This window comes from Actibacterium sp. D185-2 (assembly GCF_054954595.1).
This window is the reverse complement of record NZ_JBPWNX010000002.1, coordinates 414,609-439,870: the sequence shown is the minus strand read 5'-3', so window position 1 is coordinate 439,870 and position 25,262 is coordinate 414,609. Positions and strand designations below refer to the sequence as shown.

General features: G+C 65.0%; 28 protein-coding genes. 15 read left to right on the top strand and 13 right to left on the bottom strand.

The window, feature by feature from the left end:
- Positions 1 to 18 precede the first annotated feature (18 nt).
- Genes ACSR1C_RS05680 through ACSR1C_RS05670 form a run of 3 tightly spaced genes read right to left on the bottom strand, consistent with a single transcriptional unit; the run spans position 19 to position 2,628 of the window.
- Positions 19 to 948 (bottom strand): site-specific tyrosine recombinase XerD, encoded by a 930-nt coding sequence (locus tag ACSR1C_RS05680; protein WP_460258369.1) that lies wholly within the window; start codon positions 946 to 948, stop codon positions 19 to 21.
- Complete coding sequence (locus ACSR1C_RS05675) at positions 945 to 2,504, bottom strand: hypothetical protein (RefSeq protein ID WP_460258368.1); 1,560 nt, start codon at positions 2,502 to 2,504, stop codon at positions 945 to 947. The genes ACSR1C_RS05680 and ACSR1C_RS05675 overlap by 4 nt, the downstream gene beginning before the upstream one ends.
- The gene (locus tag ACSR1C_RS05670; protein WP_460258367.1) at positions 2,494 to 2,628 is read right to left on the bottom strand and encodes a hypothetical protein; all 135 of its coding nucleotides are present in this window, start codon (positions 2,626 to 2,628) and stop codon (positions 2,494 to 2,496) included. The genes ACSR1C_RS05675 and ACSR1C_RS05670 overlap by 11 nt, the downstream gene beginning before the upstream one ends.
- A 125-nt stretch (positions 2,629 to 2,753) precedes the next feature.
- Here ACSR1C_RS05670 and ACSR1C_RS05665 point away from each other — a divergent pair, with 125 nt between their 5' ends.
- The 4 genes from ACSR1C_RS05665 (at position 2,754) to ACSR1C_RS05650 (ending at position 5,627) form a co-directional block, all read left to right on the top strand.
- Positions 2,754 to 3,299 carry a shikimate kinase gene (locus ACSR1C_RS05665; RefSeq protein ID WP_460258366.1) on the top strand — a complete coding sequence of 182 codons (546 nt, stop codon included), beginning with the start codon at positions 2,754 to 2,756 and terminating at the stop codon, positions 3,297 to 3,299.
- A gap of 10 nt (positions 3,300 to 3,309) precedes the next feature.
- Positions 3,310 to 4,428, top strand: coding sequence for a 3-dehydroquinate synthase (aroB, locus tag ACSR1C_RS05660; protein ID WP_460258365.1), 1,119 nt, complete (start codon positions 3,310 to 3,312; stop codon positions 4,426 to 4,428).
- A gap of 121 nt (positions 4,429 to 4,549) precedes the next feature.
- Positions 4,550 to 4,957, top strand: a complete 408-nt coding sequence (locus ACSR1C_RS05655) for a hypothetical protein (RefSeq protein ID WP_460258364.1) — start codon at positions 4,550 to 4,552, stop codon at positions 4,955 to 4,957.
- Positions 4,958 to 5,096: 139 nt separating this feature from the next.
- On the top strand, positions 5,097 to 5,627 hold the full coding sequence (locus tag ACSR1C_RS05650; protein WP_460258363.1) for a GNAT family N-acetyltransferase: 531 nt from the start codon (positions 5,097 to 5,099) through the stop codon (positions 5,625 to 5,627).
- Positions 5,628 to 5,650: 23 nt separating this feature from the next.
- Here ACSR1C_RS05650 and ACSR1C_RS05645 read toward each other — a convergent pair whose 3' ends face one another.
- Positions 5,651 to 6,730 carry a site-2 protease family protein gene (locus tag ACSR1C_RS05645; protein WP_460258362.1) on the bottom strand — a complete coding sequence of 360 codons (1,080 nt, stop codon included), beginning with the start codon at positions 6,728 to 6,730 and terminating at the stop codon, positions 5,651 to 5,653.
- A 22-nt stretch (positions 6,731 to 6,752) separates the two neighbouring features.
- The gene (locus ACSR1C_RS05640; protein ID WP_460258361.1) at positions 6,753 to 7,253 is read right to left on the bottom strand and encodes a single-stranded DNA-binding protein; all 501 of its coding nucleotides are present in this window, start codon (positions 7,251 to 7,253) and stop codon (positions 6,753 to 6,755) included.
- Positions 7,254 to 7,495: 242 nt separating this feature from the next.
- Here ACSR1C_RS05640 and ACSR1C_RS05635 point away from each other — a divergent pair, with 242 nt between their 5' ends.
- From ACSR1C_RS05635 to ACSR1C_RS05620, 4 genes are all read left to right on the top strand, one after another.
- Complete coding sequence (locus ACSR1C_RS05635; RefSeq protein WP_460258360.1) at positions 7,496 to 7,768, top strand: PepSY domain-containing protein; 273 nt, start codon at positions 7,496 to 7,498, stop codon at positions 7,766 to 7,768.
- A gap of 59 nt (positions 7,769 to 7,827) precedes the next feature.
- Positions 7,828 to 8,370: a cytochrome b/b6 domain-containing protein gene (locus tag ACSR1C_RS05630; RefSeq protein WP_460258359.1), complete on the top strand. Its 543-nt coding sequence runs from the start codon at positions 7,828 to 7,830 to the stop codon at positions 8,368 to 8,370.
- Positions 8,370 to 8,924 (top strand): helix-turn-helix transcriptional regulator, encoded by a 555-nt coding sequence (locus tag ACSR1C_RS05625; RefSeq protein ID WP_460258358.1) that lies wholly within the window; start codon positions 8,370 to 8,372, stop codon positions 8,922 to 8,924. The genes ACSR1C_RS05630 and ACSR1C_RS05625 overlap by 1 nt, the downstream gene beginning before the upstream one ends.
- 93 nt (positions 8,925 to 9,017) lie before the next feature.
- Positions 9,018 to 9,614, top strand: coding sequence for a lytic transglycosylase domain-containing protein (locus tag ACSR1C_RS05620; RefSeq protein ID WP_460258357.1), 597 nt, complete (start codon positions 9,018 to 9,020; stop codon positions 9,612 to 9,614).
- A 1-nt stretch (position 9,615) separates the two neighbouring features.
- Here ACSR1C_RS05620 and ACSR1C_RS05615 read toward each other — a convergent pair whose 3' ends face one another.
- From ACSR1C_RS05615 to miaA, 8 genes are all read right to left on the bottom strand, one after another.
- A complete protein-coding gene (locus ACSR1C_RS05615) occupies positions 9,616 to 9,951 on the bottom strand; it encodes an antibiotic biosynthesis monooxygenase family protein (protein ID WP_460258356.1) in 336 nt (111 codons plus the stop codon).
- Positions 9,948 to 10,889: a DMT family transporter gene (locus ACSR1C_RS05610; protein WP_460258355.1), complete on the bottom strand. Its 942-nt coding sequence runs from the start codon at positions 10,887 to 10,889 to the stop codon at positions 9,948 to 9,950. The genes ACSR1C_RS05615 and ACSR1C_RS05610 overlap by 4 nt, the downstream gene beginning before the upstream one ends.
- 95 nt (positions 10,890 to 10,984) lie before the next feature.
- Positions 10,985 to 13,069 (bottom strand): dipeptide ABC transporter ATP-binding protein, encoded by a 2,085-nt coding sequence (locus ACSR1C_RS05605; protein ID WP_460258354.1) that lies wholly within the window; start codon positions 13,067 to 13,069, stop codon positions 10,985 to 10,987.
- Positions 13,070 to 13,152: 83 nt separating this feature from the next.
- Positions 13,153 to 14,553 carry an ABC transporter permease gene (locus tag ACSR1C_RS05600; RefSeq protein WP_460258353.1) on the bottom strand — a complete coding sequence of 467 codons (1,401 nt, stop codon included), beginning with the start codon at positions 14,551 to 14,553 and terminating at the stop codon, positions 13,153 to 13,155.
- Positions 14,554 to 14,566: 13 nt separating this feature from the next.
- Entirely contained in the window at positions 14,567 to 15,652 is a 1,086-nt protein-coding gene (locus tag ACSR1C_RS05595) for an ABC transporter permease (RefSeq protein ID WP_460258352.1), read from the bottom strand.
- A 108-nt stretch (positions 15,653 to 15,760) separates the two neighbouring features.
- Positions 15,761 to 17,419, bottom strand: coding sequence for an ABC transporter substrate-binding protein (locus tag ACSR1C_RS05590; protein WP_460258351.1), 1,659 nt, complete (start codon positions 17,417 to 17,419; stop codon positions 15,761 to 15,763).
- Between the two features lie 265 nt (positions 17,420 to 17,684).
- Positions 17,685 to 18,470 (bottom strand): helix-turn-helix domain-containing protein, encoded by a 786-nt coding sequence (locus ACSR1C_RS05585; protein ID WP_460258350.1) that lies wholly within the window; start codon positions 18,468 to 18,470, stop codon positions 17,685 to 17,687.
- A gap of 108 nt (positions 18,471 to 18,578) precedes the next feature.
- The gene (gene miaA, locus ACSR1C_RS05580; protein ID WP_460258349.1) at positions 18,579 to 19,454 is read right to left on the bottom strand and encodes a tRNA (adenosine(37)-N6)-dimethylallyltransferase MiaA; all 876 of its coding nucleotides are present in this window, start codon (positions 19,452 to 19,454) and stop codon (positions 18,579 to 18,581) included.
- A gap of 86 nt (positions 19,455 to 19,540) precedes the next feature.
- Here miaA and pyrH point away from each other — a divergent pair, with 86 nt between their 5' ends.
- The 7 genes from pyrH (at position 19,541) to ACSR1C_RS05545 (ending at position 25,239) form a co-directional block, all read left to right on the top strand.
- Positions 19,541 to 20,278, top strand: a complete 738-nt coding sequence (gene pyrH / locus ACSR1C_RS05575) for a UMP kinase (RefSeq protein WP_460258348.1) — start codon at positions 19,541 to 19,543, stop codon at positions 20,276 to 20,278.
- 69 nt (positions 20,279 to 20,347) lie between these two features.
- Positions 20,348 to 20,914, top strand: coding sequence for a ribosome recycling factor (gene frr / locus ACSR1C_RS05570; protein WP_460258347.1), 567 nt, complete (start codon positions 20,348 to 20,350; stop codon positions 20,912 to 20,914).
- 32 nt (positions 20,915 to 20,946) lie between these two features.
- Positions 20,947 to 21,672 (top strand): polyprenyl diphosphate synthase, encoded by a 726-nt coding sequence (gene uppS / locus ACSR1C_RS05565; protein WP_460258346.1) that lies wholly within the window; start codon positions 20,947 to 20,949, stop codon positions 21,670 to 21,672.
- Entirely contained in the window at positions 21,672 to 22,463 is a 792-nt protein-coding gene (locus ACSR1C_RS05560) for a phosphatidate cytidylyltransferase (RefSeq protein ID WP_460258345.1), read from the top strand. Before uppS ends, ACSR1C_RS05560 begins: the two co-directional genes overlap by 1 nt.
- Positions 22,464 to 22,466: 3 nt before the next feature.
- On the top strand, positions 22,467 to 23,645 hold the full coding sequence (gene dxr, locus ACSR1C_RS05555; RefSeq protein ID WP_460258344.1) for a 1-deoxy-D-xylulose-5-phosphate reductoisomerase: 1,179 nt from the start codon (positions 22,467 to 22,469) through the stop codon (positions 23,643 to 23,645).
- Positions 23,646 to 23,661: 16 nt separating this feature from the next.
- Positions 23,662 to 24,999, top strand: coding sequence for an RIP metalloprotease RseP (gene rseP, locus ACSR1C_RS05550; RefSeq protein WP_460258343.1), 1,338 nt, complete (start codon positions 23,662 to 23,664; stop codon positions 24,997 to 24,999).
- 111 nt (positions 25,000 to 25,110) lie between these two features.
- The gene (locus tag ACSR1C_RS05545) at positions 25,111 to 25,239 is read left to right on the top strand and encodes a hypothetical protein (protein ID WP_460258342.1); all 129 of its coding nucleotides are present in this window, start codon (positions 25,111 to 25,113) and stop codon (positions 25,237 to 25,239) included.
- Positions 25,240 to 25,262: the final 23 nt, after the last annotated feature.

The following is a 25,262-nucleotide window of genomic DNA, read 5'->3' as shown; positions in this document are numbered from 1 at the left end:
GATCAAGGGTGGGACAGGTCAGTCGCGGGCCAGCGGGTGATGCTGCAGCACCAGCTCTTTCAGCCGCTCGTCCAGAACATGGGTGTAAATTTCGGTGGTGGACAGATCGGCATGTCCCAACAGCGTCTGGATCGCCCGCAGATCGGCGCCGCCGGCCAGCAGATGGGTGGCGAAGGCGTGGCGCAGCGTATGCGGCGTGACCTTGTCGGGCGACACGCCCCCGGTCACGGCCAGCTCCTTGATCAGCGCATAGAAACGGTGCCGGGTCAGGTGCCCGTCCCTGGACGAGGACGGGAACAGGAACGGGCTGGACTTGCAGCCCTTGGCGCGGGCGGCGTCCTGTGCGTCGTCGCGCCGCGGCAGCCAGTCGGTCAGCGCCGCGCGCGCCGGCGGCGACAGCGGCACCATGCGTTCCTTGCCGCCCTTGCCCCGGATCAGCAGCATTCGCGGATCGCCCCGCGCCGCCGAAACCGGCAGCGAGACCAGTTCGCTGACCCGCATCCCGGTGGCATAAAGCAACTGCATCAGGCAGGTGTTGCGCACCCGGTCGCGCCCGGTCAGGGCCGCGTCCAGCAGGCGGTCCACCTCTTCGATGCTCAGGGTCTTGGGCAGCCGGCGTGCCTTGCCCGGCCCCTTGATCTGCAAGGCGGGATTGTCGGCGCGCCAGCCTTCCTCGAACGCGAAGCGGTAGATTTGCTTGATCGAGGACAGCCGCCGCGCGCGGGTCGATTGCGCCAGCCCCTGCGCGTCGCAATAGATCAGATAGGCCTCGACATCGTCGCGGCGCGCGGCATCGAAGCTTTTGCCATGTCCGTCCAGCCAGCCGGCGAAATCCTTCAGATCGCGCGCATAGGCCAGCTGGGTATTGCGGGCGGCATCCATCTCGGCCGCTTGCGCGTCCAGAAAGGTCTGGATCCAGCGGGCGGCATCGGGCGTCACGGCGCTCATCCGCGCCGGTCCAGAATCAGCAGTTCCAGCCCGGCACGGCGCGCGACGTCTTCCAGCCCGACGCGGCGCAGCAGCGCCAGCCCCTCGGTCACGTCGGCCACATCGCCGCGCGCGCCTTCGGTGATCAGCCCGATCGCCACCAGCATCGCCTCGCCCAGCCGCCCGTCGACCAGCCGTGCCTCCATCGCCGGGCTGAGTGCGGGGGGCGGGGCGGAAAATGCCTCGGCCACGGCGGTGGCGGTGGCGTCGGGTGCGGCCAGCCCGGTCACATCCCCGCGCGCCACGCCGATCAGAAAGGCCTCGCGCGCGGGGATGGTGGTGGTGGTTTCGGGGCTGCGGGCCGCGGCGATGGCTTCATAACCGTCCGACAACAATCCGACCCGAAACGCCAGCGCGGCGGTCTTGACGTCGCTCAGCGGCAGCCGGGCCAGCTTTTCGCCATATATCGCGGCAAAGGGGACCTCCAGCTCGGTGCGCTGCATCGCGGTCCAGGCGGCGGGCAGGGTGCGCGCCACCTGTCCGGCATCGCCCGACAGGATCGCCACATCGAATTTCTGCACCGCATCGACCCGGTCCCAGACCCCGCCCGAGGCCGCCGGCCGCCGTTCGGTATAGATGCCCAACAGGCGGTTGGGCGCGATCGCACCGGCCCGGGCCAGCCGCTCGGCCGCCTCGACCCGCGCCTTCCAGCCGGAATTGGACCGCAGATCGGCCTGCGCGAAGGCCAGTGGCAGCGGCGCGGTGGACAAGGGCTCGCCGATCGCTTCGAACATGCGAAAGACCAGGGGGCTGGGCCGCGCCGGGGCGGGCAGGGGATCGACGCCCTCGGCCAGTTCGGGATCCAGGAACCGGGCCAGCAGCGCGTCTTCCTCATCCGACAGATAACCCAGCGCCTTGCCGGTCTCCAGCGTCAGGGCGGCGGCGTTCCAGTCGCCGCCGCGTGCCAGACAGAAAATCCGCGCCGGAAAGGTGGGCGCGATATCGGGGGTCGCGCGCATGGCGGCACAGGCGCGATCCTCGTGCCCGGTCAGAAGCGACACGTCGAACCAGCGGCGAAACAGCGCCGGGTCGGTCGGGCCCGCGCGTTCCAGCAGTGCCTGCGCCTGTTCCAGCGCGCCCAGATCCAGCAGCTTGTCGAGCCGCGCCAGCAACAACTCGCCGCCGGGCCGCCCCCCCTGCGGCGGGTCCAGTTCGGCCAGCAGAAGCGTATAGAGCAACGCCTGAACCGAAGGCAGGGTATCGACGCGCGGCGTCAGCACCAGCCGGGCCAACTCGGCGGTCGGGCTTGCCCCCCACAGATCGGCGGGCAGCCCGGTAACGGCGGGCGGCAACAGCCCGACCGCATCCAGATCGGGCGCACCCAGTGCCGTCACGGTGATGTCGGCGGGCGCGGCGTTGTTGGTCACGCCCTGTTCTGCGGGCAGGTTCGGCATGGCCGGCGCCGAAACCGAATCCGACAGCCAGTCGATCGCCGATAACGGCTCGCTCGCGCGCAGCGCGCCGGTGCTCAGTCCCATCCCCAGAACCAGCGCGCCAAGGGCCGTCTCAATCCGCATTCAGCGTCACCGGTTCGCGGATGGTTTGCTGTTCGGGGGCCAGATCACCCAGATAGGCAAAGCCGATCAGCCCGATGCCCCCCAGAAATAAAAGAAAAACCAGCGCCTTGAAGATCCGCCTCATTCTGCCTGCCCTTTTTGTTCCGCCGTGACGGCGTGAAGAATTTATCCGCAATTATATATGGTATTCCGTGCAAGTTCACGCCATTGAAGAGCAGAATTTGTAAACTTGGCGGGAGGTTGCCGAACTTGGCCTGGCGGCTTCAGAAGACAGTGGTGCTGGTCGGCATGATGGGTGCGGGGAAAACCGCCGTGGGCACGGCCTTGGCGCGGCGTCTGGGTGTGCCGTTTCTGGACAGCGACGACGAGATCGTGAAAGCCGCGAACATGTCGATCCCCGAGATTTTCGCGCGCGATGGCGAGCCGTTCTTTCGCGCCAAGGAGGCGCAGGTCATCGCCCGGCTGCTGGAAACCGAGCGCTGCGTGCTGTCCACCGGCGGCGGCGCGTTCCTGGCCCAGGCCAACCGGCAGGCGATTTCCGACAAGGGCGTGTCGGTCTGGCTGAAGGCCGATCTCGATCTGTTGTGGAGCCGGGTGCGCCATAAGGATACCCGCCCGCTGCTGCGCACCGCCGATCCCCACGCCACCCTGCGCGAGATTTACCGCGCCCGGGTGCCGTTCTATGCGCTGGCCGATCTGACGGTCGAGGCGCGGCCGGACTATTCGGTCGACGACATGGCCGAAGCGGTGGTTGCGGCGCTTCAGGCCCGTCCGGACGTGTTGGTGAAAAGATAGGAGAGGGCGGATGGAAACCGTGCATGTGCCGCTGGACGGGCGGGAATACGATATTCACATCGGCACCGGGCTGTTGGCACAGGCGGGCGCGTATATCGCGCCGTTGCTGCACCGCCCGCGCGTGGCGGTGCTGACTGACGAAAATGTCGCCGCCCTGCATCTGGACGCGTTGCGCGCGGGGCTTGCGGCCTCGGGCATCACTATGGTGTCGCTGACGTTGCCCGCCGGCGAGGCCACCAAAAGCTGGCCGCATTTCACCCGCGCGGTGGAATGGCTGATCGAGCAAAAGGTCGAGCGGCGCGACATGGTGGTGGCGCTTGGCGGTGGGGTGATCGGCGATCTGGCCGGATTCGCGGCCGCCGTGCTGCGCCGGGGCGTGCGGTTCGTGCAGGTGCCGACCTCGCTTCTGGCGCAGGTGGACAGTTCTGTCGGGGGCAAGACCGGAATCAATTCGGCCGCGGGCAAGAACCTGATCGGCGCGTTTCACCAGCCCAGTCTGGTGCTGGCCGATATCGACGTGCTGAACACGCTGAGCGCGCGCGATTTTCTGGCCGGTTACGGCGAGGTGGTCAAATACGGGCTGCTGGGGGATGCGCATTTCTTTGAATGGCTTGAGGGGGAAGGCCCCGCGCTGGCCCGCGGCGACACGGTGGCGCGCGAGCGTGCGGTGCTGCGCGCGGTCGAGATGAAGGCCGATATCGTGGTCCGCGACGAGACCGAGCAGGGCGACCGCGCGCTGTTGAATCTGGGCCATACCTTCGGCCACGCGCTGGAGGCCGCGACCGGCTATGGCGACCGGCTGCTGCATGGCGAAGGCGTGGCGGTCGGCTGCGCGCTGGCGTTCGAGCTGTCGCAACGCATGGGCCTGTGCAGCCAGGAGGAACCGTCGCGCATCCGGGCGCATCTGGATGCGATGGGGATGAAAAAGGATCTGACCGACATTGCGGGCGATCTGCCGGATGCCGATGGGCTGATGGCGCTGATGGCGCAGGACAAGAAGGTGCTGGATGGCAAGCTGCGCTTTATTCTGGCGCGCGGGATCGGGCAGGCCTTTGTGACCTCGGATGTGGATCCGGCGCTGGTGCGCGGTGTTTTGCGCGACTCTGGCATGGGGCGGTTTTCGGCCTGAAGCGTGTCTTGATCTGGGTCATGGCTGACGCCAGATCACAGGGGCTAGCAATAGCGCTATGACCCGGAAACGGGGCACGGGTGGTGACACGGAGTTCACCGCTTTTTGGATGGAGACTGTCATGTCCGATATCATTACCAAATACAGCATCAAGCTGCGCGAAGCGCTCAAGAACAGCGAGAACCGGCTGAAATCCGTATCCGCAAAGATCGTCGAAGGCTCTGGCGAGGCGCAGGCGGCGGCACGCGAAAACCTCAAGGCGCTGCAGGACCGCGCGGTCAAGGCGCAGGCATCGCTTCAGACGGCGCGCAAGGATGTGGCCGACTGGCTCGACGAGCCCGAGGAAAAGGTCAAGAAATGGGTGCATGAACGCGATGTCGCCCGGCTCGAGGCCCGCGCCAAGCGTGCCGACCGCTATGCGGAGGCCGCGGCCGAGGTGGCTGCGGCCAGCATGGAATCGGCCGAACAGGCGATGCTTGAGGCCAAGCTGGCCCATATGGATGCCGAAGCGGCGAAAGAAACCGCCTGAATTTTGGCAGGGGCCTGTCCTGGCCCGGCTTAGTTCTCAATGCCCCGGCGGATGTGTCGGGGCATTTTGCTTTGGCGGGGACACTATGCGCCGGGGGAAAATGTCGTGGTAAGTTCCATCAGCAGTCAAAGGTGGGGTCATGGACAACTTGAGATACCGGAAAACATCAAGGCTGATCCTGCGTGAACCTGTCGCAGAGGATCGGGCATTCACGGTGGACCTTTTTTCACGCCAGGAACTTGTTGCGCATCGTCCGAACCCCGTGACAGACAGTGCTGAGGTCAGCGCGCAAAGGCTTCTCAAGGACATTGCGCATTGGGCACGGTGCGGCTTTGGCCGATGGGCGGTGATCTGCGACGGTGATATCATCGGTTTTGGCGGATTGACGCAGACGGATGACACGTCCGATCTGAATATCTCTTATCACCTGCATCCAGTCATGTGGGGCAGGGGCCTCGCATCCGAAATCGTCTCGGAATCGCTGAAAATTGCATTTGGATCATTGGGGGCTGTCCGGGTCCGCGGTCTTGTCCGCGGCGCCAATCCGGCATCTGCGAGGGTGCTTGAAAAGCACGGCTTCGTGCATGAAGGGAAGATAGGGCTACATGGCGCGCCCACCAACGTTCTGGCGCATTACGGAATGGATAAAATCGAACGTGAAAACTGCTGACCGCCTCACTGTCAGGCAGCGCTTCAGCGCCCGCGCAACACCATCAACTCGCCGATATTTTCCCGCGTGACATAGCCGATCATCCGGCCCGCCGGATCGGTCACGGCGACGGCAGAGGGATCGGCCGTGTTGTCGCGCAGCGCGTCCAGCACCTTGTCCAGACCGGCGGTCAGCGGCACGGTCGGAATGGCGGTCGCCATTGCCTCGGCCACGGAATGGGTCAGGTTTTGTTCGGCGACCGCGCGGAAGATCGCGTTGCGCGACAGCACCCCGGCCAGCTTGCCGCTGTCGTCGAGCACCGGGAATTCGTGCTGGGTGGTGCGGATCAGTGCGGTCGAGGCCGCGTGCAGGGTGTCGTCGGGCCGCAGGCTTTCATAGCTGGTGATCATCGCGTCGCGTGCCAGCAAGGTCTTTGCCATGGCGTAAAGCGCCACATCGCTGTTTTCCGCCGCCGCCGCCATGAAGATGAAGATCGCGATCAGCAGCAGCACCGGATTGCCGCTGGTCAGCCCCCAGAACCCGAACAGAAAGGCCAGAACCTGGCCCGCGCCGGCGGCGATGCCGGTGGCCTTTTCGCGTGGCATGAACAGCGCCAGAACCGCGCGGAACACCCGGCCGCCATCCATCGGAAAGGCCGGCAGCAGGTTGAAGGCGGCCAGGAACAGGTTCACCGCCGCCAGCCGCGCGACAAAACCGGGCGCTGTGCTGTCGATCTGCGTCAGCGCGTCGAACCCGCCCCCGGCGCCCACGACCAAGGCCAGTACCGCCCAGATCACCACATTGACCGCAGGCCCGGCCAGCGCGACGGCGATTTCCTGCGCCGGTTTTTCGGGCATCTTTTCCAGACGCGCCATGCCGCCGATCGGCAGCAGGGTGATGTCGGGCGTCTTGATGCCATACCGGCGGGCCATCAGGGCGTGGCCGAATTCATGCGCCACCACGCAGGCGAACAACGCGCAGACGAACAGCACGTTTTCCACCGCCGCCGCCGGGCCCTGGTCCAGATAGGCCGCAACGCCGATCCACATCAGCAACAGAAAGAAGGTGGCATGGACGCGCAACTGCGATCCGAACAACCTGCCGATGGGAAAGGACCAGCTCATGGAGTGCCGCCTGTGTTGGGGATCAGAACGGGATTTCGTCGTCCAGATCGCTTGCCGGGGCCGGGCCGGAGGGGCCGGCCGGGCCGCCGCCATAGTCGCGTTCGGACCGGCCGGTGTCATAGCCACCGCCATAGCCGCCACCCTGGCCGCCACCACCGCCGCCGCTTTCGCTGCGGCCATCCAGCATGATCAACGTGCCGTTGAATCCCTGCAGCACGACCTCGGTCGAATATCTGTCCTGGCCGGATTGGTCCTGCCATTTGCGGGTCTGCAGCTGCCCCTCGATATAAACCTTGGAGCCCTTGCGCAGATATTGCTCGCATACCCGCACCAGCCCTTCCGAGAAGATCGCGACCGAGTGCCACTCGGTCTTTTCGCGCCGCTCGCCGGTGGTGCGGTCCTTCCAGGTTTCAGAGGTGGCGATGCGCAGGTTGCACACCTTGCCACCGTTCTGAAAGCTGCGCACCTCGGGGTCGCGGCCCAGATTTCCCACCAGGATTACTTTATTGACCGATCCAGCCATGCCTCGCTCCCGTCGAATCCGTTTCCATCGTTCATAGGGTTACACCACCCCATCAGGGTTAATGGAAGGTGAAACTTGGCTTCCCTGCCGTGGGGTTTCGCGGAATCGCGACCTAAACCTGGGTTGCAGGCGGGTTTCGGGGCGGGCAGTCTGCCTTGCGGCCGATTTACCACCGGCCTGCCGAGCCCCAGGTTCCGATCAGCGCCGGAACGGTCCGGTTATGCACAGACGGAGTTGACACCATGACGAAATTTTCCACCCGGGCGATTGCCCTGAGCCTGGCCCTTGGTACCCTTGCCGCCACCGGCGGCGCGGCCCTTGCAAGCGGTTATGAGCGGCTGAAGCCCGAACAGGCCCAGCAGATCCGCACGCGGCTGCAACAGGAAGGCTATGAGGTGCGCAAGATCGAGGCCGAGGACGGCATGATCGAGGTTTACGCGCTGAAGAACGGGATGCGCTATGAGCTGTATCTTGATCAGGCGCTGAACATCGTGCGCAGCAAGCAGAACGACTGATACCACCGGAACCGGCGCGGCGCCCGACCTGCCGCGCCGATGCGCGAAAGGAAGACGACATGAGGAACGTTCCGGTCTGGGATCTGCTGGTGCGCAGCTTTCACTGGTTGCTGGTGGCGGGGTTCACCGCCGACGCGCTGTTCATCGAGGATGAAACCAAGCTGCACCAGCAGATCGGCTATGCGGTGCTGGTGCTGATCGGCACGCGCGCCGTCTGGGGCGTTGTCGGGACGCGTCACGCGCGGTTCGCCGATTTTCCGCCCAGCGTGTCGGCCGCGCTGGCGCAGCTGCGCGACATCGCGACGGGGCGCAGGCGGATCCATCTGGGTCATTCGCCGCTGGGGGCATTGATGATCTACAACCTGCTGGGCACGATCGCGCTGATCGGGCTGACCGGCTGGATGATGACCACCGACACCTTCTGGGGCACCGAATGGGTCGAAGAAATGCACGAAGGGCTGGTGATCTGGGCCGGGGCCGGGGCCCTGGTTCATGTCGCCGCGGTGATCGTCGAAAGCCGGCGCACCGGCGTGAACCTTCCCCGGGCGATGGTGACGGGGTATAAGCGGGTGCCGCAGGACGACGACTGGACCGAAAGCTGATGCAAAACACCGCCACCGCCCCCCGTCGACATCCAGCGCCCCAGGGCCGGCGCAGCGCGGTACTGGCGGCGCTGATCCTGGTGCAGGGGGCCTGCGCGCTGTTCTTTCTCAGCGATGTGGTCAGCGACTATCTGGCGGTCGGTCCGGGGGTGTTTCGCGATTTTCATCTGCTGGCCGAACTGGCCGCCACCGGCGCGCTGATCGTCGGGATCGCGGTTCAGACCCAGGTTCTGATGCAGCTTCTGCGCCGTCAGGCCCAGGCCGAGCGCGGGCTTTCGATCGCCTCGGGGGCGCTGCACGATCTGATGGAAAGCTATTTCCGCGACTGGGGCCTGACCGCGGCCGAAGGCGACGTGGCGGCCTTTGCCCTCAAGGGCTATTCGATCACCGAAATCGCAGCGCTGCGCGGCACCCGCGAAGGCACCGTGAAAACCCAGCTGAACGCGATTTACCGCAAGGCCGGGGTCACCGGGCGCGGCCCGCTGGTCAGCCTGCTGATCGAGGATCTGATGACTCAGCCGCTGATTTCGGAACGGCCCGACGGCCAGACCTGACCCATGTGGCGAAACGCGCGCGCCGCCGGTAGGGGTAGCGTCGCGCGCGAAACCGGGTATAGTTCCGGCGCTGACAATAAAAGGGACAGCGGCATGGTGCGCGTAGCGTTTGGCGTGATGATGACGGTTGTCTGGGCCGGGCTTGGCGGTGCCGCGCAGGCCGATACGACGGCGATCAGTTCCAAGTCGCGGGTGGTGTTGTTCAAGTCGCAGACCAAGGTGCTCGACAGTCGGGCGGCCACGCAATATTCCAACTCGATCCGGTTGCAGCCGGCGCCGGTGATCACGCCCTCGCTGAATGGCACGCCACGCTATAACGGGAATTATCGTGGCGAATATCTGGAAGTGGCCAAATCCGCCGCCCGCCGCCACGGCGTGCCCGAGGATCTGTTCTTGCGGCTGGTGCAGCAGGAAAGCGGCTGGAATGCCAAGGCCAAAAGCCACAAAGGCGCCATCGGGCTGGCCCAGCTTATGCCGGGCACCGCCCGCACGCTGGGGGTCGATCCGCACGATCCGCGTGAAAACCTGGATGGCGGCGCGCGCTATCTGCGCAAGCAATATGATACGTTCCGCAGCTGGCGGCTGGCGCTGGCGGCCTATAATGCGGGGCCGAAAGCGGTGGAAAAGCACGGCGGTGTGCCGCCTTATCGCGAGACCAAGAATTACGTGAAAACGATCTGGGGCAGCTGATCTAGCGCCCCTCGGGGCCGTCATACTGTCGCTCGACCCGGGCCACGCGCAGGGTATAGTGGCGGTACCAGCGGTCCTTGCCCAGCTTTTGCGCCAGCGCGTGTTCGGCCACGGCTTTCCACGCCAGCAGCGCCGCCTCGTCCGCCCAATAGCTGACCGTGATCCCGGTGCTGCCGGGGGTGCGGGCCGAATCCGCGCCCAGATAGCCCGGCTGCACGGCTGCCAGCGCGGCCATGCGGTCGGCCATGGCGTCATATCCCACGATGTCATCACCGTGCAGCGAGGCAAAGATCACCGCGTAATAGGGCGGCGCGGGCAGCGGGCAAAGCGGGGTCATTCGGGGCTCCTGTCAGGGTGGCGGGCGGGGATCAGCCGCAGGATGCGGCCATCCATCGCGGCCAGACCGGCGGCGATCAGCGCCATGCCCGCCAGATGCCGTGGCGCCAGCACCTCGCCCAGCACCACAATCCCCAAAATGATCGCGCTGACCGGCACAAGGAAGGTCACAAGCGACAGGTTGGTGGCCCCGGCGCTGGACAGGATGCGGAAATACAGCACATAGGCCAGTGCGGTGGACAGCACCGCCAGCCCGGCCAGCGCGCCCAGTGTTTCAGGGCCGGGCAGGGGCAGCGTCCAGGGCCGGTCGATCAGCAGCATCAGCGGCCACAGCATCACGCTGGCGGCGGTGACCTGCCCGGTGGCGGTGGCCAGCGGTGCCACCCCGAGCGCGCGAAACCGGCGCCCGAAGATGCCGGCAAAGGCATAGGACAGCGCCGCCGCAAGGCAGGCCAGTTGCGCCAGCACATCGCGGCCCAGCGCGGCCATCGCCCCGCCGCCGATCATCACCGCGACCCCGGCCAGCCCGAGCGCGACCCCGGCCAGGCGTGGCGGCGTGAGCTTTTCGTCGCGGGTCAGCACATGCGCCACGAGCACGGTGAACAGCGGTGTGGTGGCGTTCAGGATCGACGCCACGCCCGAGGCGATATGCGACTGGCCCCAGACGATCAGGCCGAACGGGATCACGTTGTTCAAAAGCCCCATGCCGAAGAACGCGGCCCAGATCCGCGGCGCGCGCGGCAGGTGCACGCCCGCGATCCGGCAGATCGCGATCAGTACCAGCGCGGCCAGGCTGACGCGGCAGACCACGACGGTGAAGGTGGGCAATTCGCGCACCGCGATGCCGTTGAAGAAGAACGAGCCGCCCCACAGCAGCGACAGCGCGATCAGCATCGCCCATTCGGCGGGGGACATGGATTTGGCGGCGGGCTGCGACATGGTTGGCCTCTGTCTGCGGAGTGTCATTCCCCAAAGAGGCGATCACGACGCGCAGCACAACCCGCTTCCTGCGCATTGACGCAGGCGCGCGCCGGTCATTCGGCGGCGAGCTTGATCACCGGATCCATGGCCGCCAGAATATCGTCGGCCAGATGGCATTTGACCTGATGCCCTTCGGCCAGGGTGCGCATCGGCGGCACCTCGCGTTCGCACAGATCGCCGGGCACCTGCGCCTTCCAGTGGCAGCGGGTCTGGAACGGGCAGCCGGGCGGCGGGTTGATCGCCGAGGGGATATCGCCGTCCAGTACGATACGGGTTTTCTGGACGCTGGTGTCGGCGATCGGCACGGCGGACAACAACGCCTCGGTATAGGGGTGATAGGGCGGGGCGAAGACCTGATCGGTGCTGCCAATCTCGACCACATGGCCCAGATACATGACCATGACCCGGTCCGACAGATAGCGCACGATGCTCAGGTCGTGGCTGATGAACAGCAGCGTGGTCTTTTCCTCGCGCTGAATCTCCATCAACAGATCGGTCACCGCGGCCTGCACCGACACGTCCAGCGCCGACACGGGTTCGTCCGCGACCACGATGCGCGCATTGCCGGCAAAGGCACGGGCAATGCCCACCCGCTGTTTCTGCCCGCCCGACAACTGCCGCGGCATCCGCCGGGCGAAGGCGCGGGGCAGTTTCACCAGATCCAGCAGTTCCAGCATCCGGGCGCGGCGCGCGGCGTCGCTGTCACCGATGCCGAACACCTCGAGCGCGCGGATGATCTGACGGCCCACGGTCATCGACGGGTTCAGCGTGTCGAACGGGTTCTGGAACACCATCTGGATATCCGAAACGGTCGCGGTGTCGCGGCGCTGAATCGGGATGTCCTGAATTTCGTCCCCGTCCAGCAGGATGGTGCCGCCGGTCGCGGTTTCCAGCCCCATCAGCACCTTGGCCAGGGTGGACTTGCCGCAGCCGGATTCGCCGACGATGGCCAGGGTTTCGCTTTCGCGGGCTTCGAAGCTCAGCGTTTCGTTGGCTTTCACCACGCGCGTGTTGCCGCCGCCGAACAGCGCATTGGCCGCGACCTCGTAATATTTCTGCAGCGCGTCGACCTTCAGCACCACGTCGCCGATCCGGGCCTTTTCGTGCCGCTCGGGCGGCGGCGGCGGGGTGGACCAGTCGATTTCCTGAAACCGCAGACAACGGGTCGTGTGGCGGTCATCGCCCCGGATCCGCGCCATCCGAATGTCCTGCGCGTCGCAGCGCCCGGCCTCGAAATAATCGCAGCGCGGGCCGAAATTGCAGCCGTTCGGGCGTTCCTGCGGCAGCGGAAAATTGCCGGGGATCGCCACCAGCGGGCGGGCGGTCTTGTCGGCGCCGGGCAGTGGGATCGAGCGAAACAGCGCCTGAGTATAGGGATGCTGCATTTCGTCGAACACATCTTCGATCGATCCGGTCTCGACCGCCTCGCCGGAATACATCACGCACAGCCGGTTGCAGGTTTCCAGGATCAGGCCCAGATTGTGGGAAATGAACAGCATCGAGGTGCCGTATTTGCGGCCCAGACCCTTGACCAGATCGACGATCCCGGCCTCGACCGTCACATCCAGCGCGGTGGTGGGTTCATCGAGGATCAGCAGGCTGGGCTTGGACATCAGCGCCATGGCGATCACGATGCGCTGCTGCTGCCCGCCCGACAATTGATGCGGATAGCTGTTGAGGATGCGCTTGGGGTCGGGCAGGCGCACATCTTCGACCATTTGCAGGGCCAGCGTGCGGGCCTCTTGCGCGGATTTACCTTCGTGGATCATCGGCACTTCCATCAACTGGTTGCCGATCTTCATCGCGGGGTTCAGGCTGGCCATCGGTTCCTGATAGATCATCGCGATTTCAGAGCCGCGCAGATGGCGCAGTTCTTCGGTGCTCATGGCGTTCAGATCGCGGCCCTTGAAGCGGATCGTGCCGCCGGTGATGCGGCCGTTTACGCCCAGATCCTGCATCACCCCCAGCGCCACGGTGGACTTGCCGCAGCCGGATTCGCCGACCAGGCCCATCGCCTCGCCCGGCTGCACGGTGCAGGAAAAATCCATCACCGCCGGAATTTCGCGCAGCCGGGTGAAAAAGCTGATCGACAGGTTCTCGATCTCCAGGATCGGGCCGTCATAGTCCCATTTGGTCATGGTCTTGTCCTTTCGCGCGGTCCGGGAAAAATCTTCACGAAGATTTTTCCGGCAGAAGATTTTTCGTGAAAAATCTTCATCGCTCAGTCCTTCAGGCTTTCTTCACGCAACCCGTCCGCCAGCAGGTTCAGCCCCAGCACAAGGCTCATCAGCGCCAGTGCCGGCGGCAGGGCGGGATGCGGATAGATCGACAACAGGCGCCGACCCTCGTTGATGGTCGATCCCCAGTCGGGGCTTTCGGGGCTGACACCCAGGCCGAAGAACCCCAGCGTGCCCAACAGGATCGTGGTATAGCCGATACGCAGGCAGAAATCGACGATCAGCGGCCCGCGTGCATTTGGCAAAATCTCCCACAGCATGATGTACCATGCGCCTTCGCCGCGGGTCTGGGCGGCGGCGACGTAGTCGCGGGTGTGGATGTCCAGCACCAGTCCGCGCACGATGCGAAACACCGTGGGCGCGTTCACGAACACCACCGAGACGAACACGATCAGCACATTGCCAGGCATAGAGATGATCCCCAGCGGATCGGCGTCAAACGCCAGCCCCAGATACAGCCAGCCGCCGATCAGCAGGGTCAGCGCCACATAGATATTGCGCCGCGCGGGCCTTGTGAAATAGCGGCTGTTCCACAAGATCACCAGAAAGGCGATCGGGAACAGGAACAGCACCGCCGCCATATAGGTCGGAATACCCGATTGCACGATCTCTGGTGTGACCAGCAGGTAGAACAGCAAGATCACCGGGAAGGCCAGCACCAGATTGGCGACAAAGGACAGCACGGTATCCAGCCGCCCGCCGAAATAGCCCGCGGGCAGGCCCAGGGTAATCCCGACCATGAAGGCAAAGAGGGTGGCCGCCGGCGCGATCTTCAGCACCTCGCGCGCGCCCATCACCATCCGGCTGAACACGTCGCGGGCCAGATTGTCGCCACCCAGAAGATAATAGGGAAAGGTTCCATCCGGGGCGGGCAGGGGTATGCCGGGGGCCTTGTTCTTGAGCCCCGAAATCACCTGAATCGGATCATGGGTGATAATCACGTCGGCGAAGATCGCGGTGAACACCCAGAACATCACCAGCGCGAAACCGACCATGCCGATCGGGCTGTCAAACAGCTTGCCATACAGGCCCAGACGGCGCTTGAAGGTGATCGACAGCGCGAAACTCGCGATCAGCGCGATCCAGACCGGCACGAACCGGGTGGACAGCCAGCCAAGGATTCCCTTGTCCGGCCCCTGCACCACGATGCCACCGATTGCGAAGGCCAGCACCACCGCGATCAGCGCCAGAATGCTGTATCTGACCGCGTGGCCGGCCGTGCTGACGGGGCCCGACGCGGTGGTGCCGGGGCCGGTCCGGGCCGGGGCGGGCAGCAGCGCCGACAGCGTGATCTGCGCCAGCACCGCCAGCGCGACCAGCGCCGCGGCAAGGCCCAGAAGCGGGGTAAGGGGGGCCAGCGCGCCGGTCCAGCTCAACGGGGTCATTGCGTCGCTCCCTTCATGAAATCCGGATCCGCGGGTTCAGGAAGACATAGCCGATATCGGAAATCAGCTGCGTCACCAGCACCACCATCACCGCGATGATCGAGCAGCCCAGCAGCAACTCGATGTCATTGTTCGAGGCCGCCTGCACAAGCGTCCAGCCGAAGCCTTTGTAGTTGAACAGCGTCTCGACGATCACCACCCCGGTCAGCAGCCAGGGAAATTGCAGCATGATCACCGTGAACGGCGCGATCAGCGCGTTGCGCAGCGCGTGTTTCACCACGATGTTGCGAAAGCTGACCCCCTTCAGGCGGGCGGTACGGATATATTGCGCGGTCATCACCTCGGCCATGCTGGCCCGGGTCATCCGCGCGATATAGCCCATGCCATACAGCGCCATCGTCGCCACCGGCAGGGTGAAATTATCGAACGTCACGCCGTTCATCGCACTGGCGGCAGAGCCCTTGAACAGGGTTCTGCCTTCGATCCAGCCCCAGTCGTGCAACAGCGGGCTGAGCCCGATCCTGGACGAGGCCAGCAGCACGATCAGGATCACGCCCGAAACATATTCCGGCGTCGCGGTCGAGGCGATGGAAAAGGTCGACAATGTCCGGTCCAGTTTCGACCCTTCGCGCATCCCGGCCAGCACCCCGACGATCAGCGCCAGCGGCACCATCACCACCATCACCCAGAACATCAGAATGCCGGTCAGCCCCAGCCGTGTTCCGATGATGCCGGTCACATCGTCGCGAAATACCGTGGAATAACCGAAATCGCCCTGCAGCACGCCGCAAAACCGTGGGGCCTGCTGCGCCGGGGTGCCGACCGCGATGCAGCGCCCGGTGACGGCGCCGTCTTCGTCCGTCCGGGTCCAGCCCGGCACCACACCCAGCCATTCGCCATACCGCACCAGCATCGGCGCACCATAGCCGTGTTTATCGATCCAGCCGGCGACCTCGGCGTCGCTCATCCGGGCATTGCCCTGGGTCTTGGCCAGCTTTTCCAGATTCGGCTCCAGATTGGTCAGCAGAAAGACCACGAAGGTCAGGCACAGCGCGGTCAGAAGCATCACCCCGAAACGCCTGAGTATGAACAGTCCCATGATTATCCCCGTCGGTCTGGTGGCGGTGCATCGCCCGGCCAACCGCATCGGTCGCCCGTATAGAAAAAGGGGGCAGCGTCACGCCGCCCCCTTCGGGTGTGTCGCGGGTCAGGCCCAGCCCATCTTGTGGATGTTGATCTCGAACTTGGGGTGCATTTCGGCACCGACCAGGCCGTCCTTGTAGTGGCGGTAAAGCGAGCGCCAGTAGGGGATGATGGTCACGCCTTCCTCCTGCATGATCTCTTCCAGCCGCTTGGCGACGACACGGCGCTTGTCGGCATCGGCGATGGCCACGGCCTCGGCCAGCTTGGCGTCGAACTCGGCGTTCGAGAAACCGCTTTCGTTCCAGGCCTCGCCGGATTTATAGGCCAGAACCAGGATCATCACCCCCAGTTCGCGGTGGTTCCAGTTGGTCGAGCTGAACGGGTATTTGGTCCAGTCGTTCCAGAAGGTCGAGCCGGGGATGACGGTGCGCTTCACCTTGAACCCCGCATCGCGCAGCTGGGCGGCGACGGCGTCGGTGGTGTTGCGGCGATAGTCATCGTCGATCGAGGTGATCTCGAACTCGAAATCCTGCATCCCCGCTTCGGTCAGCAAGGCCAGCGCGGCAGCCGGATCATGCTTGATCGGCGGCAGTTCGGCATATTCGGGATGCACCGGGGCGATGTGGTGGTTTTCGGCCACGATCCCGCGCCCGTTCATGCCCAGTTCCAGAACGACATCGTTCTTGACCGCAAGCTGGATCGCCTGGCGCACGCGCTTGTCGGCATAGGGTTTGATCCCGTCCACCTCGGCCAGCTGATTGGGGCGGATGGTGACGGTGGCGGCGGTGCCCACCTCGGACTCGATCCAGCCGATATCGTTGAAAATGTCGATGAAATCGCCCAGCGTTTCATAGGTCATGTCGAATTCTTCGGCCTCGGCGCTGGCCAGCCAGGCGGCCGGGTCGGTGCCCAGGTCGATCACTTCGACGCGGTCCAGATAGGCGTCGCCCCAGTAATCGTGATCGGCGTTCTTTTCCAGAACGGCGCGCACGCCGACCTCGTATTCGGTGAACTTATAGGCGCCGGTGCCCACGCCGTGATCAAGCGGGTTGGTGCCGATCAGATCCTTGCGCTGCACCGCGGCCGGATAATCGGCGATGCCGGGGATGATGGTGATGTCGGGGCTGGGCAGGTGCAGCTTGACGGTGTGGCTGTCCACCACCTCGATCGCGCCATCGATGGCCTTGTTGGTGTTGGCGTCGATCAGCGTGCCGACGCGCGACGCCATCGAGTTGCCCTCGATCGACTTGTCGGCCCAGCCTTCGAAATTGGCGGCCACATCCTCGGCGGTGAAGGGGTTGCCGTCGTTCCAGGTCACGCCCTGACGGACGTTGAGGGTGTATTCGGTGGCGTCCTCGTTGACCTCCCAGCTGTCGAGCAGCACGCCGGTGAACGTGCCGTCCCTGTTGTATTCGACCAGATATTCCAGGATGCCACGGGTTATGTTGCCCATCTGCGACCAGTCATACGAGCGCGGATCCTTCAATGCGCGCACGTCCATCTGGATCCGCAGCGTGCCGCCCATCTGGGGGGCCGTCCCGTGCGACGCCGCGTGGGCCGGTGCGCCAAGGCCGCCCATCGCATAGGCCGTGGCCGCCGTCGCCCCCAGGGCCGAGGATCGGGCCAGGAATTCGCGTCGGCTAAGCTGACCCGCCTTGAATTCGGTCGCGTACATGGCGACCGCCGGGTGCAGCGGTTTGCCGTTGAGGGTGGAATGGCTCATTCTCGTTCTCCCTGTGAGTGCTGTGCAACTCTGTGTTCGTTTGCGTATCCTGCGCGCGACAATTCCGGCCGGCCTGCCGCATGGTTCTGCGGATCGGGGCGTGGGCGGATCCCGGTTCCAGATCATTCGGCACCAGTTTCAGCGGCACGTCAATGTTCGGGATCGCCGCAAAATGGTCAAAATGCGACATCGGCCCGCACCAAAAACGACATTGCGCCCGAACGCAACCGGAAACCCGCGATGCGGGCCGGGCCGGTGGGGCGGGTCAGGCGGATTTTCGGAAGGCAACCGGCGTGTTGCCGGTACGGATCTGAAAGGCGCGGGTGAAATAGGCGGGCGAGGCAAATCCCAGCCCCTGCGCGATCCGCTTGACCGGCAGTTTCGTGTCGGCCAGCAGGCGGCGGGCCTCGGCGATCTTGCGGTCGGCCAGAAAGTTCGAGGCGGTGCGCCCGCAACTGGCCTTGCAGGTCCGGGTCAGGTGGGTGGGGGTGACGCCCAGTTCAGCCGCGTAATCGGCCACCGAGCGGGAGGTGTGAAAGCCGCTTTCGACCAGAGCGCTGTAACGCCGGGCCAGCCGGCGCGCCGCGTCGCTGGGGGCCAACGCATCGTCGTGATCAAGGATCTGACGCTCCAGCCAGACCGACAGCAAACCGGCATGGTGCTGCATCGCGCGCAGCCGGGCCGGGCGGTCGCCTTCAAATTCGCGCTGCAGATTGTCCAGGATCACCGTCAGTTCGCCCTGATCCTGGGCTTCGCGGATCCGCAGGTGGCGCGGCGCGTCGGGCAGCGGCAACCCGTGGTCGGAGCCAAAGAACACCGCCGTGCCGTAAACCTGCGACGACAATTCGAAACTGTGCATGGTGTGGGCCGGGATGAAGACCGCGTTATGTGCGCCATAGCCGCGGGTCAGCCCGCCCACCGTCAGTCGCCCCTGGCCGCGGGTGAACCAGATCAGTTGGTCTGCCGCATAGCTGCGCATCGCCTCGACCCGCCAGCGCCCGCCCTTGAACAGGCTGTGCAGTGGAATTACCCGCAGATCGGTCCCAGTCATGGCGGCCCCTTGTCGGAAAATGGCGTTGCCCTTGGTTTTTAGGGGAAATTCGCTTTTTGGCCAACAAGAATGTTCGATATGTGCAACCGGCGGCAAGGCCCCGCCGGATCAGCCCATATCCAGCGCCTGCCAGGCGCGCATCCGGGCGCGAAACCAGGTGCGCTGTCGCTTGGCATATTGCCGGGTCGCGATCCGGGCCGCCGTCCGGGCCTGATCGAGGGTCATCTGGCCGCGCAGATGGGCGATCAGTTCGGGCGCGCCGATGGCTTTCGACGACAGCAGCGCCGGATCCCAGCGTGGCAGGTTGGCGCGCGCCTCGTCCAGCGCGCCGTGGTCGAGCATCAGATCGAACCGCCGCGCGATCCGCGCGTCCAGCCAGTCGCGCCCGGCATTCAGCACGAAAGGCTGCGCATCCGCCAGCGGCAGCAGCGGCGGCGGCGTGTCGTCCTGCCAGGTGGCCAGCCCGCGCCCGGTGGTCTGCCACACTTCCCACGCGCGCTGCACCCGCATCGGGTTCAGCGGATCGACCCGGGCGCGGGTCTGCGGGTCCAGTTCATCCAGCATGGCGGCGTGCCCCTCGGCGGCGCGGCGCCGGTCGGCCAGGGCGCGGATATCGTCGGGGACCGGGGGGATCACCGCCAAACCTTTGGTCAGCGTGGTGAAATACAGACCAGTGCCGCCAGTGATGATCGGCTGTTTTCCGCCGGTCAGCAGCGGCGCCACATCGCGCAGCCACTGGCCCACCGAATAGGCACCGTCATAGGGCACATGGCCATACAGCCGGTGCGGGGCCTGTGCCTCGTCCTCGGCCGAGGGCCGGGCGGTCAGCACCTGCCAGCCGTCGAACACCTGTAACGCATCGGCATTCACGATCACCCCGCCCGACCGCGCGGCCAGTTCCAGCGCCAGCGCCGATTTGCCCGACGCGGTGGGCCCGGCGATCAGCACCGGACGCTCAAAGTCGATATCTGGCGGTTTGGTCACGGTCTTCCTTGTGTTATGCGTTGAACCCAGACTGCTTTTCCGACATTTTGCAGCCAACGCCAAGTATATGACCGGGGAAGACCTATATGAGCGACGGCATCCACCGCCAACCGACGCCTGCCTACAAGCGTGTCCTGCTGAAAATTTCCGGCGAGGCGCTGATGGGCCCCCAGGGCTTCGGTCTGCACCCGCCCACGGTAGAGCGCATCGCCCGCGAGGTCAAAACCGTCTATGACATGGGCGTCGAGATCTGCATGGTGATCGGCGGCGGCAACATCTTTCGCGGTCTTCAGGGCAGTGCCCAGGGGATGGAACGCACCACCGCCGATTACATGGGGATGCTGGCCACGGTGATGAACGCGCTGGCCATGCAATCGGCGATGGAGGAGCTGGGCATCCACACGCGGGTGATTTCGGCCATCCGCATGGATGAGGTGGCCGAGCCCTATATCCGCCGCCGCGCCGTGCGCCATCTGGAAAAGCAGCGCGTCTGCATCTTCGCGGCGGGCACTGGGAACCCCTATTTCACCACCGATACGGCGGCCACGCTGCGGGCCAACGAAATGGCCTGCGAGGCGATCTTCAAGGGGACCAAGGTGGACGGGGTCTATGACAAGGATCCGGTGAAATTCGACGATGCCAAGCGCTATGACGATATCACCTATGACGATGTGCTGCAAAAACACCTTGGGGTGATGGATGCGTCGGCAATCGCGCTGGCGCGCGACAACAACCTGCCGATCATCGTCTTTTCGCTGGACGAGCCCGGGGGCTTCCGGGGAATTCTTGCCGGGGAAGGCACCTATACAATCGTGCATGGTTAACGGTATAGCAGCCCCGAGACGGCCGAAACGGCGAAGCAACAGCCGAACGACAAGAAGAGAGTGACGCGCATGGCAGATGAAGAGCTTGAAATCGATCTTGACGATCTGAAACGCCGGATGGATGGCGCAATGGGGGCGTTGAAGCACGAATTCGCCTCGCTGCGCACCGGGCGGGCCTCGGCCACGATGGTGGAGCCGATAATGGTCGATGCTTACGGCGCGATGACGCCGATCAATCAGGTCGGCACCGTCAACGTGCCCGAGCCGCGTATGGTCACCATCAACGTGTGGGACAAGAGCCTTGTCCAGAAGGTTGAGAAGGCGATCATGGAAAGCGGTCTGGGGATCAACCCACAGACCAACGGCACCATCATCATGCTGCCGATCCCCGAATTGAACGAAGAGCGGCGGCGCGAGTTGACCAAGGTCGCCGCGCAATATGCCGAACACGCCCGCGTGGCGATCCGCAATGTGCGCCGCGACGGGATGGACCAGTTGAAGAAAGCCAAGACCGCCGGCATGAGCGAGGACGATCACAAGATCTGGTCCGACGAGGTGCAGGAGCTGACCAATACCGCCATTGCCAACGTGGACAAGGCGCTGGAGCATAAACAGCAGGAGATCATGCAGGTCTGAGGATCTGACTCGTGATCGGGAAGGGGCGCCGATTGGCCGCGACGATTGAAGAACACAGCGGTCCGCAGCATGTCGCCATCATCATGGATGGCAACGGGCGTTGGGCGCAAAGCCGGGGGCGCCCCCGGCTGTTCGGCCATCAGGCCGGTGCCAAACGGGTGCGCGAAATCGTCAATGCCTGCCCTGCTTTGCAGATCCGCTATCTGACGATCTTCGCCTTTTCGACCGAGAACTGGAAACGCACCCAGACCGAAGTGGCCGGTCTGATGGCGCTGTTCCGGCTCTATATCCAGAAAGAAGCGCAGGCGCTGCTGCAAGAAGGCGTCCGGGTGCGGTTCATCGGGGATCGCGATCAGCTGGAGCCCAAGCTGGTGCGGATGATGGACTCGCTGGAAACCCTGACCGCGGGCAACGATCTGGTGCATCTGACCGTGGCGCTGAACTATGGCGGCCGCGACGAGGTGGCGCGCGCCACCAAACGGCTGGCCCAGGAGGTGGCGGCCGGCCGGCTCGACCCCGCCGATGTGGATGCCGAGACGTTGGCGCGGTTTCTGGACACCTGCGTGCTGCCCGACCCCGATCTGGTGATCCGCACCAGCGGCGAGGCGCGGATCTCCAACTTTTTGCTGTGGCAGTCGGCCTATGCGGAATATGAATTCACGCCGGTGCTGTGGCCCGATTTCGACGCCGATTGCTTTGCCGAGATCGTCGGCCGCTTTTCCAACCGCGAGCGCCGCTTCGGCGCGGTCGGTGCCTGATGGCAAAGCCGGGCCAATGGGACGATCTGACGCTGCGTCTGTCTTCGGGGGCGGCAATGGCGGTGCTGGGCGTGGCGGCGATCTGGCTGGGCGGGCCGTGGTTCGCGGCACTGGCGGCACTGGTCAGCGGCGTGATGCTGTGGGAACTGGCGCGCATGGTCGCGCCCGAACGCAGATCCGAGGCGCTGCAACTGGCGGTGCTGGGCACCGGCGCGGTGCTGCTGGCGCGGGCGCTGCCGGGGTTCTATGCCTTTCCGCTGCTGGCCGCGCCGGCGCTGGTGGGCGTATCCTTGCTGAAACGGCACGGGGCGGTCTTCGCGATCTATGCGCTGGCTATCTTGGTCGCGGGTTACGGGCTGTCACTGTTTCGCGACAGCTACGGCGTGGTCTGGCTGTTCTGGTTGGTGCTGGTGGTGATTGCCACTGATGTGTTCGGCTATTTTGCCGGGCGGCTGATCGGCGGGCCGAAATTCTGGCCCCGGATCAGCCCCAAGAAAACCTGGTCGGGCACGGTGGCGGGCTGGGTCGCGGCGGCGCTGATCGGGCTGTTGTTCCGGCAGTTCACCAATGCGGGTCCCGATCTGCCCTGGATTTCGGTCGCGCTGTCGATGGCCAGTCAGTTGGGCGACATCGCCGAAAGCGCGCTCAAGCGCAAGATGGGGGTCAAGGACAGCTCGAACCTGCTGCCGGGCCATGGCGGTCTTTTTGATCGGTTCGACGGGCTGCTGGGCGCGGCGCTGCTGATGCTGCTGGTGGCGCAGTTGGTCTATGTGCCCGAGGTGAGGTTCTGAACGATGCGGCGGGTGACGATCTTCGGCGCGACCGGCTCGATCGGTGAAAGCACCATCGACCTGATCGAGCGGGCAGGGGGCGCCGACGCCTATCATGTCGTCGCGCTGACCGGCGGGCGCAATGTGACGCGGCTGGCGCAGCAGGCCCGCACGCTGCGCGCCGAACTGGCGGTGACCTGTTACCCCGACTGTTACGATGCGCTGAAACAGGCGCTGGCCGGCAGCGGGATCGCGGTGGCCGCCGGGCCGCAGGCGCTGGAAGAGGCCGCCGCGCGCCCGGCCGACTGGATCATGTCGGCCATCGTCGGTGCGGCCGGGCTGGTGCCGGGGCTGCGGGCGTTGGAGCATGGCACCACGCTGGCGCTGGCCAACAAGGAAAGCCTGGTCGCCGCCGGGCCGCTGTTGATGCAGACGGCGGCGCGGCACGGCGCCCGCATCCTGCCGGTGGACAGCGAGCATTCGGCGATCTTTCAGGGGCTGGTGGGCGAGGATATCGAGGCGGTCGAGCGGATCGTGATTACCGCATCCGGCGGGGCGTTCCGCGACTGGCCGCTGGAACGGCTGGCCGGGGCGACGCTGGAACAGGCCTCGTCGCATCCGAACTGGGACATGGGCCAGCGGATTACCATCGACAGCGCATCGATGTTCAACAAGGCGCTGGAAGTGATCGAGGTCCGCGAGTATTTCGGCGTCGCCCCCGAACAGATCGAGGTGCTGGTGCATCCCGAATCGCTGGTCCATGCGCTGGTGGGGTTCCGCGACGGGGCGATGATGGCGCATCTGGGGGCGCCGGATATGCGCCACGCGATCGGATATGCGCTGAACTGGCCGGAACGCCACACGCTGCCGGTGCCGCGGCTGGATCTGGCCACCACGGGGCAATTGAACTTTCTTGCGCCCGACCCGGCCCGCTATCCGGCGCTGGGGCTGGCCTATGACGTGATGCGCAGCGGCGGGTTGGCCGGGGCGGCGTTCAACGCGGCCAAGGAACGCGCGCTGGACGGGTTCATCGCCGGCGAGATCGGGTTCCTGCAAATGGCCGAAGTGGTCGCGGAGGTGCTGGACTGGCTTTCGGGCGAATACGGCCTCATAAATGCCCCGATCAGCCTCGATAAAGTTGTTCATATCGATCAACTGGCGCGGCAGCGGGCGGCCGCAGTGATAAAAGATAAAAAGCAGTAGATAAAAGGGTGGTTGCGTGGATATCGTTGGTCTGATCCCGTCATTTGGAAATATTTTTTATACGATTGGCGCCTTTGTCGTCGCGCTCAGCGTGATCGTGACGGTGCATGAATACGGCCATTACATCATCGGCCGCCTGTCCGGCATCCATGCCGAGGTGTTTTCGCTTGGCTTCGGGCCGGTGCTGTTGTCGCGCCAGGATCGGCGCGGCACCAAGTGGCAAGTGGCCGCGCTGCCACTGGGCGGATATGTGAAATTTCTGGGCGATGCCGGGGTCGCCAGCGACCGCGCCAGCGACGAACTGGCCGGGATGGACGCCGAAACCCTGCGCCACACCATGCATGGCGCACCGCTTTGGGCGCGGGCGGCGACGGTGGCCGCCGGGCCGATCTTCAATTTCGTGCTGTCGATTCTGATCTTTGCCGCCATTATCCTGGCCCGCGGCGAAGCGATCGAACCGCCGACCCTGGCCGAGCTCAAACCGCTTCCGGTCAGCGCCGGCAGCCTGATGCCGGGCGACGAAATTCTGGCCATCGACGGTCAGCCCACGCCCGATTACACCACGTTCTACGAGGTGATCGACACATTGCCGGTGACGCCCACGCTGCCCTATTCGGTGCGCCGCGACGGGGCCGAACAGACCGTGCCCGGCCCCTATCCGTTTCCGCCGCTGATCGAGGCGCTTCAGCCCAATTCGGCCGCGATGGATGCGGGGCTGAAGGCGGGCGACGTGATCATGGCGGTCGATGGCCGCCAGATCGCATCTTTCGGTGCGCTGCAGGATATCGTGACCGCCTCGGACGGGGCCGAAATGACCCTGTCGGTCTGGCGCGACGGCGAGATGCTGGACTTTACCCTCGCGCCGCGCCGGGTGGATCTGCCGCTGGCCGATGGCGGGTTCGAGACACGCTGGCTGATCGGGCTGAACGGCGGGTTGTTCTTTACCCCCGAAACCCGGACGCCGGGGCCGCTGCAGGCGCTGCGCTATGGCGGCGATCAGATCGTGTTCATCATGCGTTCCAGCCTGTCGGGCCTGTATCATGTGGTCATCGGCTCGATCAGTTCGTGCAACCTGCGCGGGCCGCTTGGCATTGCTGAAACCTCGGGGGCGGCGGCCAGCCAGGGCTGGTTCAGCTTCATCTGGTTCATCGCGGTGCTGTCGACGGCGGTGGGGCTTTTGAACCTGTTTCCGGTTCCGGTTCTGGATGGCGGGCATCTGGTGTTTCACGTCTATGAGGCGCTGACCGGCAAGCCGCCCAATGACGCGGTGCTGCGGTTCCTGACGACGCTGGGGCTGGTGTTGTTGCTGGGGATGATGGGCTTTGCCCTGACCAACGATCTGCGCTGCCCCTAAGCCGACCCGCAGGGGCCGCATTGCTGCCATATTCGCGCGCTATTCTTCGCTGCATAAAACAGTCCGAACGAAGAAAACAGTCCGAACGAAGACAGCGAAGGAGGGCGCATCATGCAAACGCTGGCAAGCGGCTATCGTGGCCTGAGCACCTTGGTCAATCTGAACTGGGACCGCCTGTTCTATTTCGCGGCGATTTTCGGCGCGTTGATGGCCGGCGCTTTCGTGGGCTCGCTCCTGTAACCGGGGGCGGGTGTGCCGCTTTG